General features: G+C 75.8%; 8 protein-coding genes and 1 other RNA gene. 3 read left to right on the top strand and 6 right to left on the bottom strand.

What is annotated here, in order from left to right:
- Positions 1–86: 86 nt before the first annotated feature.
- The 4 genes from O4U47_RS30445 to O4U47_RS30460 form a co-directional block, all read right to left on the bottom strand.
- Complete coding sequence (locus O4U47_RS30445) at positions 87–290, bottom strand: hypothetical protein (protein ID WP_270681452.1); 204 nt, start codon at positions 288–290, stop codon at positions 87–89.
- Positions 291–299: 9 nt separating this feature from the next.
- Positions 300–685, bottom strand: an RNA gene (rnpB, locus tag O4U47_RS30450) — RNase P RNA component class A.
- Between the two features lie 128 nt (positions 686–813).
- Complete coding sequence (locus O4U47_RS30455; protein WP_270681453.1) at positions 814–2,892, bottom strand: hypothetical protein; 2,079 nt, start codon at positions 2,890–2,892, stop codon at positions 814–816.
- Positions 2,893–3,184: 292 nt separating this feature from the next.
- A complete protein-coding gene (locus tag O4U47_RS30460; RefSeq protein ID WP_270681454.1) occupies positions 3,185–3,787 on the bottom strand; it encodes a YbhB/YbcL family Raf kinase inhibitor-like protein in 603 nt (200 codons plus the stop codon).
- Between the two features lie 213 nt (positions 3,788–4,000).
- Here O4U47_RS30460 and O4U47_RS30465 point away from each other — a divergent pair, with 213 nt between their 5' ends.
- The gene (locus tag O4U47_RS30465; protein WP_270681455.1) at positions 4,001–7,399 is read left to right on the top strand and encodes an AfsR/SARP family transcriptional regulator; all 3,399 of its coding nucleotides are present in this window, start codon (positions 4,001–4,003) and stop codon (positions 7,397–7,399) included.
- A 67-nt stretch (positions 7,400–7,466) separates the two neighbouring features.
- Here the strand turns inward: O4U47_RS30465 and O4U47_RS30470 are convergent, their stop codons facing one another.
- Together O4U47_RS30470 and O4U47_RS30475 are read right to left on the bottom strand one after the other, a co-directional pair.
- Positions 7,467–8,294 (bottom strand): ABC transporter permease, encoded by an 828-nt coding sequence (locus O4U47_RS30470; protein WP_270681456.1) that lies wholly within the window; start codon positions 8,292–8,294, stop codon positions 7,467–7,469.
- The gene (locus O4U47_RS30475) at positions 8,291–9,274 is read right to left on the bottom strand and encodes an ATP-binding cassette domain-containing protein (RefSeq protein ID WP_270681457.1); all 984 of its coding nucleotides are present in this window, start codon (positions 9,272–9,274) and stop codon (positions 8,291–8,293) included. The genes O4U47_RS30470 and O4U47_RS30475 overlap by 4 nt, the downstream gene beginning before the upstream one ends.
- A gap of 229 nt (positions 9,275–9,503) precedes the next feature.
- Between O4U47_RS30475 and O4U47_RS30480 the strand changes: the two genes are divergently transcribed.
- Together O4U47_RS30480 and O4U47_RS30485 are read left to right on the top strand one after the other, a co-directional pair.
- Complete coding sequence (locus O4U47_RS30480; RefSeq protein WP_270681459.1) at positions 9,504–10,019, top strand: PH domain-containing protein; 516 nt, start codon at positions 9,504–9,506, stop codon at positions 10,017–10,019.
- Positions 10,016–11,827 carry a PH domain-containing protein gene (locus O4U47_RS30485; RefSeq protein ID WP_270681458.1) on the top strand — a complete coding sequence of 604 codons (1,812 nt, stop codon included), beginning with the start codon at positions 10,016–10,018 and terminating at the stop codon, positions 11,825–11,827. Before O4U47_RS30480 ends, O4U47_RS30485 begins: the two co-directional genes overlap by 4 nt.
- The last annotated feature ends 338 nt before the right edge of the window (positions 11,828–12,165 follow it).

Below are 12,165 nucleotides of genomic sequence, written 5' to 3' on the forward strand. Positions count from 1 at the left end.
GGTTGGCTGCTCGAGCGTCCCGGCGCAGCGAGCGTCGTCCTGGTGGTCGCGAGCCCAAAATGATCCGAGAAACACGCCTTAGGCGTCTACTGCACGGCGAACCAGTCAAGCCCGCGCAGGTCGCGCTCTGCTGGCGCCCATTCGCTGCGGAAGTGCTCGTTGTCGCGGTAGCGCCAGGCGAGGAGCCAGAGAACGGCCTCCTGCCCGGCGTACCACTCTTGCTCCTCCGCAGACGTGCCGCCGTCTTCGGCGACAGATCCGGGATACGGGTCCCACAACTGAATAAACACAGGATTAGAGGGGAGAGTCGGCCGGTAAGCCGGATTCTGTCGGCCCCCGGGGACCGGGGGCGGACGGCCATCCATCTGGGGCCGCCGTTGCCGACGGCCTCGGTGCGGTCTACCCGCGGACCTCGGGCGGGCAGCCCTCGAACGTCCGCGCGGGGGCGCGAGCCCCCTTCTCGACCTTGCTCCGGGTGGGGTTTACCTAGCCGGCCGGATCGCTCCGGCCGCTGGTGGTCTCTTACACCACCGTTTCACCCTTACCACCGCGAGCGGTGGCGGTCTGTTTTCTGTGGCACTGTCCCGCGGGTCGCCCCGGGTCGGTGTTACCGACCACCCTGCCCTGTGGAGTCCGGACTTTCCTCGACGCCGATGATGGGCGCCGCGACCGTCTGGCCGACTCTCCCGTGACCGAATTCTACGCGCATCCTGAGGGCCGCCGGACCGGCGCTGGGGCGGGTCCACAAAGGGACGGCCCCCGCACCCGGGGGTGCGGGGGCCGTCCTTCCGTCGCGTCGGGGTCGACGGTGTGTCAGCGCAGCGGGTCGCCGTATCCTCCGTAGCCGCCCGGCCGCCACGGGCGGCCTTCGGGGTCGCCGGGGTCCGCGGACCCCGGGTAGGGGCCGCCGTAGGACGGGTAACCGCCGGTGGCGTCGGCCGGGTACCCGTAGTCGCCCAGTGCGTCGCCGTACCCGGTACCGCCGTAGGAGGGCTGTGCCCCCGTCGGCGGCTGCGGGGGCGCCGGTGCCCCGTAGGACGGCGCCGCCCCGGCGCCGTCTTGGCCTGCGGCGCCGTAGGGGGAGCCGAGGGCCCCGCTGTCGTAGCCCCCCGTTCCGTAGGAGGCGGCCTGCCCGTACGAGGGCCCCCCGTAGCCCGGCTCGAATCCGGTGCGCGGCGCCATCGACGGCAGCCCCCCAGTGGCGTGCTCGGGCGGCGCGCCATAGGGAGCCCCCGGCGGGGTGTACCCGCCGGTGTCGCCGCCGCCGAACCGGTCGGAGGGGCTGTAGGAGGGCGCGTATTCGGCCCCGAAGTCGGAGGCGGGTGCGGGCCTGGGAGCCGACGGCGCCTCAGGGCGGCGGTGCGACCCGGTGTCCATGCTCGACCACAGCGGCGCGGCGGGCTCGCTCCCCATGCCCCGGTCGCCCGCCCCGAACGGGGCGCCTGCCGGAGCCGACCCTCCATAGGAGGGGCGCGAGTAGCTGCCGGTGTCGTACGGGGACGCGGACCCGTAGCCGCCGCCGAGCGCCGCCGCCCGGCTGTAGTCGCCGGTGTCGTAGGGCGACCCGGCGGGGCGCGCGTGCGAACCGGTGTCGTAGGCCGACGGGGCCGGGGACGGTGCCGGGCCGGTGGCGCCGTAGGGCGTCGCGGGCCGCGAGTGGTTGCCCGTGTCGTACGGCGAGCCCGGGCCGCGCTCGTAGTCCGGCATCGACGGGCGGGAGTACTCACCGGTGTCGAAGGGGGACCCGGCTCCGGGTGCGGAGTAGGGGGCGGCGGGGCGCGCGTGCGAACCGGTGGTGAACGCGCCCGTGGTCGATGCGCCCGTGGAGGAGGAGCCGGTGCTGTAGGAGCCGGTGTCGTAGGACGACGGCGTCCCGAAGGAGGGGGAGGAGGCCGACGGGGTGCGGGCGGCGGAGCCGTAGGAGGGGGACGGCGCGCCCAGCGGGTCGTCGGAGGCGGGGGAGGCCGGGGAGGCGGGAGAGGGGGAGAAGGAGGACCCGAACCCGCCGCCGGTGGGGGAGGCGGGGGTGGCGGGACCGCTCAGCGGGTCGTCGGAGGCCGGGGAGGACAGGGCCGCCGGGGCCGAGGGGGTGCTCAGGGGGTCGTGCGGCCTGCTCGTTCCCGTCGGCAGGCCCAGCGGGTCGTGCTGCGCGGCGGGCGCGGCAGGCGCCGCGGGGGCCGTAGGCTCGGCGGGCGTCGGAGCCGGAGCCGGGGCGCTGCCCTGGCCGAGGCTGGCGAGTTTGGCGAGCCCGTCGTCGGCGCCGGCGGAGGCCGGTTCGGCGGCCGCGGGCTGCGGGGCGTCGGCCTCGGGCTCGCGGCGCGCGCGGCGGCCGCGGGAGCGGCGCGGGGCGGGCTCGGGCTCCGGCTCCGCGGCGGGGGCGCCGTAGGCCTCCGGCGCGTCCTCGTCCTCGACGCCCGCCATCGGCCCGGTGGCCTCGGCGCGGGTGTCGCGGCGGCTCCGGCGGCGCCCGGCGCGCGACCGGCCGCGCGGCTCCGGCTCGTCCTCGGGCCCGGTGTCCTCGTCGTCGACGCCGCCCATGGGGCCGGTGGACTCGGCGCGCGTGTCCCGGCGCGACTCGCGGCGCCCGGCGCGCGAGCGCCCGCGCGGGGCGGGCTCGTCGTCGGCGCCGTCGTCCATGTCGGTGTCCGACCAGAAGGAGCTGCCGGAGATGTCGGAGTCGTCGTCCCAGCCCGCCGAGGCGCGGGAGCGGCGGCTGCGGCGCGCCGGGCGGGGGCCGTCCTCTCCCGCGTCCGCGCGGTCGCCGGGGCCGTCGTCGAAATCGTCGAAGTCGTCCTCGCGCCCGTGGTTGAGAGCCCGCATGCCCAGCAGGATCAGCACGAGGACGAGAAGGACGACGATGATCGCGACGATGGTTGCGATCAGTACGGTCATACTTGCACCACCCTTGGGGCCGTGGCCGTGTCGGGGACGGAGGTGCCACCGGTGGGGGTGACGTGCACGGACTGGTGGCCCCCGGGACGGGGTGCCGTGCGCGCGCTCGGGCGGCGCAGGCGCCTCGCACCATCGGTTCCGTTTTCGGTCATCAGTAAAAGGAGGGGGGACACGGCCCCACTTTAGGCCCAGTTGTGCCGTGAGTGCAGCGGGTGACCGCCGAATTTTTCGCCTGCGCGGCGGTCGGCCGCCGGTCAGGCGGGCCGTGTCGGTGGGCCGTGTCCGGGCCCGGCTACTCGGCCGCCGTCGTCAGCGACCCCCGGGCCACCGCGTGCGCGGAGATCCGCTCCAGGGTGTCGGTGAGCGGGGCGCCCTGCGGCAGGTCCAGCTTCTGGTCCAGAGCGTAGACGGTGAACCGGTACTCGTGCGGGTCGTCCTCCTCGGGGCACGGAGGGGTGTAGCCGGTGTCGCCGAAGCTGTTCTCCCCGCTGTGCGCCGGCTGGGGGACGCCGTCCTGGCGGATCTCCACGGTGGCCGGGTCGAGGTCGAAGAGCACCCAGAACACCTCGGCCGAGGCCGGGTCGTCGGCGACGATGGCGAAGGAGCCGATGTCCTCGGGCTGGCCGGACCACTGCAGCGGCGGCGACCCGGCCTCTCCTCCCTCCGCGCGGCAGGTGAAGGCGTCGGGCAGGGTCGACCCCTCCATCAGCAGGGTGCTGCTGACGTTGATGTCGTCGGTCAGCTCGCCGTTCCCGGGGGTGAACCCGGTGCAGCCGCCGGCGGCGGCCAGCACGGCCGCCGCCCCGGCCGCCAGGGCGGCTCTGCGCCTTCCGGGGGCACGTGAGCGGACCGCGCGGCCGGGGCCGGGGGAGCGGTGACGTGCTGCCGAGATCATGGGGCTCCTGCGGATGGGTCGTCGGGGCCGGGACCGGGATTGCGTGCGCGGGGCGCGCCTCGGTGCTTCTTCCCACCGCACCTTACTGCCGTGCGGGCGGTGTGGGCCCCGGAAGCGGGGGAGTGTCCCCGCCGCCGCCCCGCCGAAGTGGCCGGGCCCGGCCGACGCGGGGGGCGGATGTGTGAAGGGAGCGGGGGCCGCATCGGGGATCATATGACGGTGCGGTTCTCCATTCTCGGTCCACTGGCGGTGCGCGACGGCGCGGGCCGCCCCGTCGCGGTGGGCGGCACCCGCCTGCGCCGCCTGCTGGCCATGCTGCTGCTGGCCCCCGGGCGCACGGTGGGCACCGAGCGCCTCATCGACGGGATCTGGGGCTCCGACGCCCCGGCCGGGGCCCCCAACGCGCTGCAGGCGCTGGTGTCGCGGCTGCGCAAGCTGCTCGGCGACCAGGCGCCGGTGGTCGGCGACGCCTCCGGCTACCGGCTGGAGGTTGCCCCCGAGCAGATCGACCTGTGGCGGTTCGAGGACCTGGTGCGCCAGGGGCGGCGCGCCCGCGCCCGGGGCGCCGCCGCCGAGGCCGCCGACCTGCTGGGCCGGGCGCTGGAGCTGTGGCGGGGCGACCCGCTGCCCGAGTTCGCCGAGGCCGGCGGCGAGGGCGAGGCGGTCCGGCTGGCCGAGCAGCTGCGCGCGGTGCAGGCCGAGCACCTGGAGGCGCGGGTGGAGGCGGGCGACCCCGCGGCCGCGCTGCCCGAGATCGAGGCGCTGGCCGCCCGCGAGCCGCTGCGCGAGCGGCCGGTGGAGCTGCTGATGCGGGCGCTGGCGGCCTCCGGGCGCACCGTGGACGCGCTGTCGGCCTACGAGCGGCTGCGCACCGGCCTGGCCGAGGAGCTGGGCATCGACCCCTCCGAGCGGATCGCCGAGCTGCACCTGCGGCTGCTGCGCGGGGAGCTGGAGGGCGCCGCCCCCGCCGAGCCCGCGCCGCCGGAGCCGGACGCGGCGGACGGGCGCGGTGGCCCCGAGCCCGGGGCCGGGCCCGGCGCGGACGGGCCGCCGGTGCGGCTCCCGGCGTCGCTGACCGCGTTCGTGGCCCGCGACGAGGAGCTCCGCGCCGCCCTGGGGCTGCTGTCCGGCGAGCGCCTGGTCACCCTGGTCGGGCCGGGCGGGTCGGGCAAGACCCGGCTGGCGGTGGAGACCGGGACCCGCCTGGCCGCCGAACGCCCCGACCTGGTCCCCGACGGGGTGTGGTTCATCGACCTCGCCCCGCTGCGCGACGGTGCCGCCGTGCCCGAGGCCCTCCTGGAGGCGCTGGGGGTGCGCGAGCGCGCCGTCACCCCGCTCCAGGTGGGCGGGACGGCCGACGACCCGCTGGCGCGCGCCGCCGAGGTGCTGTCCGGTCGGCGGCTGCTGCTGGTCGCCGACAACTGCGAGCACCTGGTGGGCGACGTCGCCGACGCCGCGGAGCGGCTGCTGGCGGCCTGCCCGGGGGTGCGGGTGCTGGCCACCAGCCGTGAACCGCTCGGCGTGACCGGGGAGCGGCTGCAGGCGGTGCCGCCGCTGGCGCTGCCCCCGGAGGGGGCGGGCGCCGAGGAGGCGGCCGGGTACGCCTCGGTGCGGCTGTTCGCCGACCGGGTCCGGGCCTGGCGCCCGTCGTTCGCCGTGGACGCGTCCACCGCCGGGCCGGTGGTGCGGATCTGCCGGGAGCTGGACGGGATGCCGCTGGCGCTGGAGCTGGCGGCGGCCCGGGTGCGGGCGATGCCGCTGCCGCAGCTGGCCGAGCGGCTCACCGACCGGTTCCGGCTGCTGGCCTCGGGGCCGCGCCAGGTGCGCCCCCGCCACCAGACGCTGCAGGCGGTGGTCGACTGGAGCTGGGAGCTGCTGGACGGGGCCGAGCAGGCGCTGCTGCGGCGCCTGTCGGTGTTCGCCGGGGGCGCCTCCCTGGACGCGGTGGAGGCGGTGTGCGCCGACGAGGCGCTCGACCCCGCGCGCTCCGGCGCCCCCGGCCCCGGGCCCGGGCCCGGGGGCGGCACCGTCGGCGGGCGCGACGTGTGGTCGGTGCTGTTCGCCCTGGTCGACAAGTCCCTGGTGGAGGCGGACGGCGCGGACGCGGGCGGGCACGGCCAGCCCCGCTACCGGATGCTGGAGACCGTGCGCGCCTACGGCGCCCAGAGGCTGGCCGAGAGCGGCGAGCGCGACCGGGCCCGCACGGCGCACGCCCGGTACATGCGGTGGCTGTGGCGGGCGGCGGAGGAGCCGTTGCGGGGCCCCGGCCAGCTCGAATGGCTTGCGCGGCTGCGCGAGGAGCACGAGAACTACGCGGCGGCGGTGCGCCGCACCGTCGCCTCCGGCGACGCCGGGGCCGCCCTCGACCTGGTGCACACCGCGTTCCTGTACGGGATGCGGGTGGACGCCTGGTCGGATCTGTCGCGCTGGGCCGAGGAGGCGCTGGCGCTTGCGGGGGACGCGCCCCCGCCCGGGCACGAGCTGGCCTACGCCGAGTGCCGCTTCGCCCACACCATCGAGAAGGACATGGGGCGCCGCGCCTCCGGGCCGAAGCAGGCCGGGGAGGTCGTGGAGGCGATCCGGGCCGAGCTGGAGGACATCGAGCGGACCGTGCAGGCGGTGGGGGAGCGCTGCGAGGACCACCTGTCGCTGGCGTTCGTGCCGGTGTTCCTGGCCATGCTGGGGCGGGACCCGGAGGGCACGGTGGAGCGGTTGGACGCCGCGGCCCGGCGCGGCGGCCCGTGGCGGCGCGCCTACCTGGGGGCGTTCACGGCCACGCTGGTCATGCAGTCCTTCCCGGGGCGGTCGGGCGAGGCGCTCGACCGGCTGCGGGCGGCCGGCGACGAGGTGCGCCGCGGCGGGGACCGGTGGGTGCTCACCCACGTGCTGTTCCTGCTGGCCGAGCTCGAAGGGTTCGAGGACGTCGAGCGGGCCGACGAGCTGATGGAGGAGGCCGTGCGCACCACCCGCGAGCTGGGCCTGGCCGACCAGCTCGCGGCGCTGCTGGGGCACTGGGCGGTGATCGCCGCGCGCGCGGGGCGCGTCGAGTGGGCGGCCGCGACGCTGGACGAGGCCGAGGCGTCGGCGGCCACCCCCGACACCCGGCAGTCGCTGTCCTTCTACCGCGCCGAGGTCGAACTGCGGAGCGGGGCCCCGGAGGCGGCGCGGGACCGGCTGCTGGAGCTGCTCTTCGGGGTCGAACAGAGCAACTCGGTGTCGCGCCTGCACATGGAACCGCTGTGGAGGACGGTGCTCTGCCGGGCGTACCTGGCGTCGGGGGACGCCGACGAGGCCCGGCGGGCGGCGGCGGAGGCATGGGGGCTGCTCGACACGTGGCTCCAGGGGCAGCAGGCGGCGGTGGTGGCGGAAGCGGCCTCGCTGATCCTGGGGGCGGCGGGCGGCCGCGCGGCGGAGGCGGCGGGCCTGCTGGGGGCGGCGCAGGCGCTCCGGGGGCTGCCGTTCTCGACCGACGGCACGCTGCGCGCGCTGGTGCGGGACCTGGCCAAGGAGCTGGGGCGGGACCGGTACGAGGAGGAGTACGCGCGCGGGGCGTCGGCGGGTCCGGAGGGGGCGGCCGAGATGGTGGGCCGGGTCGTCGGCGCGTGGGGCTGACGGCGCTGACGGCCGAGCGGCCTCCCGACCTGTTCGGGCGGGAGGCCGCTCGCGTTCGCCGCGGCCGCTAGGCGCGGCGCTTGTAGGCGCGGGTGGCCAGCGGGAAGAAGACCCCGATCAGGACCACCACCCACAGCAGCGTCCACATCAGCGGCTCGGCCACCGGGCCGCCCTCCATCAGGCCGCGCATTGTGTCGGTGACGTGCGTGACCGGGTTGACCCTCGCGAACGCCCCCATCCAGGACGGCATGTCGTCGGGGTTGACGAACGTCGAGGCGCCGAAGGTCAGCGGGAACATCCACACCGACCCGAAGATGTTCACCGCCATCGGGGTGCGCAGCAGCAGCCCCATGAACGCCGACAGCCAGCACAGCGCGAAGGCGAACAGCATCACCACCGCGCCCGCCGCCACGACGCCGAGCACCCCGCCCTCCGGGCGGTAGCCGATGAGCACGGCCACCACCAGCACGGCGATCACCGTCAGGCCGTACCGCACCAGGTCGCCGAGGATCGCCCCGACCAGCGGGGCCGAGCGGGCGATGGGCAGCGACCGGAACCGGTCGAAGATGCCCTTCTCGATGTCGGTGTTGAGCGCCACACCGGTGCCGATCGTGGCGAAGATGACCGACTGGGCGGTGATGCCGGGGATGATGAAGTCCCGGTAGGCCTGCCAGTCGCCCATCATGGCCTGTCCGAACACGAACACGAACAGGGCCACGAACATCAGCGGCATGAACGTCAGCCCGAGGACCTCCTCGGGGTTGCGCTTGATCTTGAGCAGGCTGCGCCAGGCCAGCAGCCCCCCGTGCCGCACGGCCACCGCGGGGGTGACGCGGGGCGCGGGCGGCGCCGTGTGGGCCTCCTCCACCGGCTCCGCCGTTGTCGCGGTACTCACGCGTGCGTCCTCTCGGCAGGGGCGGCGCCGTCCGCGCCGCCGGTCGTGTCCTCGGCCGGGCGCCCGGTCAGCGCCAGGAACACCTCGTCGAGGCTGGGCTTGCGCAGGTTCAGCTCGGCCACGGAGATGCCCGCGTCGTCCAGGCGGCGCACCACCTCCGGCATCACCGCCGGGTCGGTGACCGAGGCGCTGGCGGTGCGCTCGTTGGTGCGCACCTCGCTGCCGGTGACCTGCTCCACGATGCCGCCGACCCGTTCCAGCTGCCCGGCGTGCAGCGGCTGCACCTGCAGCACCTGGGCGCCGGCGCGGGCCTTGAGCTCGTCGGGGGTGCCGCGGCTGATGACCTTGCCGTGGTCCAGCACCGCGATGTCGTCGGCGAGCTGGTCGGCCTCCTCCAGGTACTGGGTGGTCAACAGCACCGTCACCCCGTCGTCGGTCAGGGCCCGCACCACGTCCCACAACTCGTTGCGGCTGTGCGGGTCCAGGCCGGTGGTGGGCTCGTCCAGGTACAGCAGGGAAGGGCGGCCCACCAGGCTCGCGGCCAGGTCGAGGCGGCGGCGCATGCCGCCGGAGTAGGTCTTGGCGGGCCGGTCGGCGGCGTCGCTGAGGGAGAACCGGGCCAGCAGTTCGGCCGCGCGGGTGCGCGCCCCCGCGCGCGAGTAGCCGAGCAGCCGTGCGATGAGCACGAGGTTCTGGGTGCCCGTCAGGTCCTGGTCGACCGCGGCGTACTGCCCCGTCAGGCCGATCGTGCGGCGCACCTCGTGGGGTGCGCGCACGACGTCGTGGCCGCCGACGGTGGCGCGGCCGCCGTCGGGGGTGAGCAGGGTCGCCAGGATGCGGACGGTCGTCGTCTTTCCCGACCCGTTGGGGCCGAGGACGCCCAGCACGGCCCCCGCGCGCGCGACGAGGTCGACCCCGTCGAGCGCGGTGGTCCCCTTGAACCGCTTCACGAGGCCCTCCGCGCGGATGGCGTCTGTCATCTGTGCCTCCAAATGGGATGTAACAGGACCAAGTCTGAAGGGGACGACTGACAAAGCACTGAGATGCCGGCTGACAGCCGTGCGCCGCGGGGCGGGCGGGACGTGGTAGGGGACGCTCCGGCACGGGGGACAACACCGGGCGTCCCGCGCCCATTTCGGAGATGGCCCGTTCTTTGCCCGACGTTGCGGCTTCTGGGCGCTGTGCGCCCGCCCGTAGACTCTGCGGGTGATGAACAGCCGCCTACGACCGCCCCAGCACCGCGTCTCGCCCCGCGCCGTCCCCATGTGGACCCTCGGATCGGCGGTTGGGCACCTGGTGACCGTCGCCGTCCTGGGGTTCGCCGCCTGGGGCGCGATGACCGTCGGCTGGTCGTGGATCCCGGAGTGGGCGACCCGGAACGCCTGGTGGGTGCCGGCGGCCTACGCGGTGTTCGGCGTCGCCGAGACGGCGGTGGTGCCGCGCATCCGCTTCCGGGTGCACCGGTGGGAGGTCACCGAGGACGTCATCTACACCCGGAAGGGGTGGATCGGCCGCGAGTGGCAGCTCGTGCCCATCAGCCGCATCCAGACGGTGGACCACACCCAGGGGTGGTTCGAGCGGATGTTCCGGGTGGCGACGCTGGAAGTGCAGACCGCCTCGCACGCGGGGTCGTCCACGATCGAGGGGCTCGACGCCGACCAGGCGCGGGAGATCTCCGAGGACCTCGCGGTGCGCGCGGGCGAACTGCGGGACGACGCGACATGAGCGCGCGCGGTGAGGGTGAGGACGCCGTGGGCGAGCAGGCCGAGGAGGTCGGCCCGGCAGCGGACACGGGCGCCGACACCGGCGATGGCGCCGGTTCCGGCGGGGAAGTCGGGGATACCGGGGACGCGGAACCGGTCGCGGACCTGCCCCCGGACGAACCGTGGCGGCGCCTGAGCCCGCTGATGCTGGTCGCCGCCCCGGTGACTTACATGAAGAACTTCATCGTGCCGTTGGCGCTGATCGCCTTCGGCGCGACGCAGAACCCGTGGGTGCTCGGCAGCCTCTTCGCGGCCCTGGTCGGCATGGTCGCCACCGGCGTCTACACCTGGCTCACCTTCCGCTACCAGGTCGGGGCCGACCGGCTGGAGATCCGCAAGGGCTGGATCGGGCGGTCGCGCCGCACCATCCCGCTGGAGCGGATCCGGGGGGTGCACGTCACCACGAGCCTGGTCCACCGGGTGCTGGGGCTGGCCGTGGTCAAGGTGGAGGCCGCGGCGGGCGGAGGCGGCGACGAGGAGGGCAAGCTCGACGCGGTGTCGGCCGCCGAGGCCGGGCGCCTCCGCGACGACCTGCTGCACCGCCGCGCCGTGCTGCGGGGCGCGCGGGCCGCCGGGGAGGCGGCGGGGGCCGCGGACGGCACCGATGAGGAGCGGAGCGCGGCCGGAGACGCCGTAGGGGCCCCCGAAGGCTCCGGCGCGGGCGTCGCGGCGGCCGGGCCCGAGCACGAATACTTCTCCATGCCGACGCGCTGGTACTCCTACGGGATGCTCAGCGTGGGCTACCTGCTCACACCGTTCGTGGCGCTGGCGGCGCTGTTCGGGCTCCTCTCGCAGGGGCTGGGCGACGTGCTGGAGCAGATGGGGGCGCTGGAGGCGGGCGAGCGCGCGCTGGTGCTCTACCAGTGGGCCTTCGCTGAGGGCGGTGTCCTGGTCCTGGTGGGGCTGGCGGCGGGCGTGCTGCTGGTCCTCGTCCTGCTGATGCCGCTCTTCGCCGTCGTCGCCTACGCGGTGGGCCACTGGCGGTTCCGGCTGGTCGGCGGGGACGAGTCCCTGGTCACCGAGCGGGGGCTGTTCACCCGGCAGAGCGTGACCCTTGAGCGGCGGCGGATCCGGGGGTACGAGCTGGCCGACAGCCCGCTGGAGAGGACGCGCTCGGTGGTCCGGCTGCGGGCCATCATGACCGGTCTGGGGGACGCCTCCACACGTGCCGTGCTGCTGCCCGCCGGGCCGAGGGACCAGGTGGGGCGGATCGTCGACGAGACGCTGGGCGGGTACCGGGGCGGCCTGCAGCGGCACCCGCGCGCCGCTCTGCGGCGCAGGTTCGTGCGCGCGCTGGCGCTGCCCCTGCTGGGGGCCGTCGCGGCGGCCCTGGTGGGCTGGTACTGGGCGGCGGCGCCGCTGCTGTTGCTGGCGCTGCTCGGGATACCGCTTGCGGTCGACCGCTACCGGTCCCTGGGGCACGGGCGGGATGAGCGCCGTATCAGCGTTCGGTCAGGATCGCTGGCCCGGAAGCAGGCGGTGGTGCAGCGCGAGGCGGTCGTGGGGTGGCTGTGGAGGCAGAGCCTCTTCCAGCGCGGCGCGGGCCTGGCCCACCTGACGGCGGCGGTGGGGGCCGGGGCGGGCGGCTATACGGCCGTGGACGCGGAATTCGCCGAGTCGGTGTCCTTCGCGGCGGGGGTAACCCCGGCCATGGTGCGCCCCTTCCTGGAAAGCCCGGAAGAGGAGCCCCAGGAAGAGGAGTCCTCGGAAGGGAAGCCGCGGGGAGGGAAGCCGCAGACACCGGAGACTCCTGAGCCTCCCGAGAGTTGACGCCTTTGGCGGCGACGGCGTGGGCGGGGTGGTTCCCCGGTCCTGCCTGCCGTCCGGCGGGCCCCTCGCGGTCCGGGTGGGCGGGCGGCTCGGCTGGTGCCCCGCTGACGGGCCTTGACCGGGCGCCGGGCCGCCGGGGTGCAGGGTGGATGGCGGCGACGACGGAGGTCGGCGGGGCTACCTGTCGCGCTGTCGGCCGTACGGCGCGTGCGTGGTCGCTGTGTTGGGCGGCGACGGCGTGAGCGGGGCGCTTCCCCGGCCCTGCCTGCCGTCCGGCGGGTTCCTCGCGGTGCGGGTGAGCGGTGCGGCTGGTGCCCCACTCGTGGGCCCCGGCCGGT

Source organism: Nocardiopsis suaedae (assembly GCF_027706745.1).
GTDB lineage: Bacteria > Actinomycetota > Actinomycetes > Streptosporangiales > Streptosporangiaceae > Nocardiopsis_A > Nocardiopsis_A suaedae.

What these genes read in the sequence shown, in the direction of transcription:
- O4U47_RS30455 (WP_270681453.1), bottom strand. Translation starts at nt 2,892, where the DNA reads ATGACCGTACTGATCGCAACCATCGTCGCGATCATCGTCGTCCTTCTC.
- O4U47_RS30460 (WP_270681454.1), bottom strand. Translation starts at nt 3,787, where the DNA reads ATGATCTCGGCAGCACGTCACCGCTCCCCCGGCCCCGGCCGCGCGGTC.
- O4U47_RS30465 (WP_270681455.1), top strand. Translation starts at nt 4,001, where the DNA reads ATGACGGTGCGGTTCTCCATTCTCGGTCCACTGGCGGTGCGCGACGGC.
- O4U47_RS30475 (WP_270681457.1), bottom strand. Translation starts at nt 9,274, where the DNA reads ATGACAGACGCCATCCGCGCGGAGGGCCTCGTGAAGCGGTTCAAGGGG.
- O4U47_RS30480 (WP_270681459.1), top strand. Translation starts at nt 9,504, where the DNA reads ATGAACAGCCGCCTACGACCGCCCCAGCACCGCGTCTCGCCCCGCGCC.
- O4U47_RS30485 (WP_270681458.1), top strand. Translation starts at nt 10,016, where the DNA reads ATGAGCGCGCGCGGTGAGGGTGAGGACGCCGTGGGCGAGCAGGCCGAG.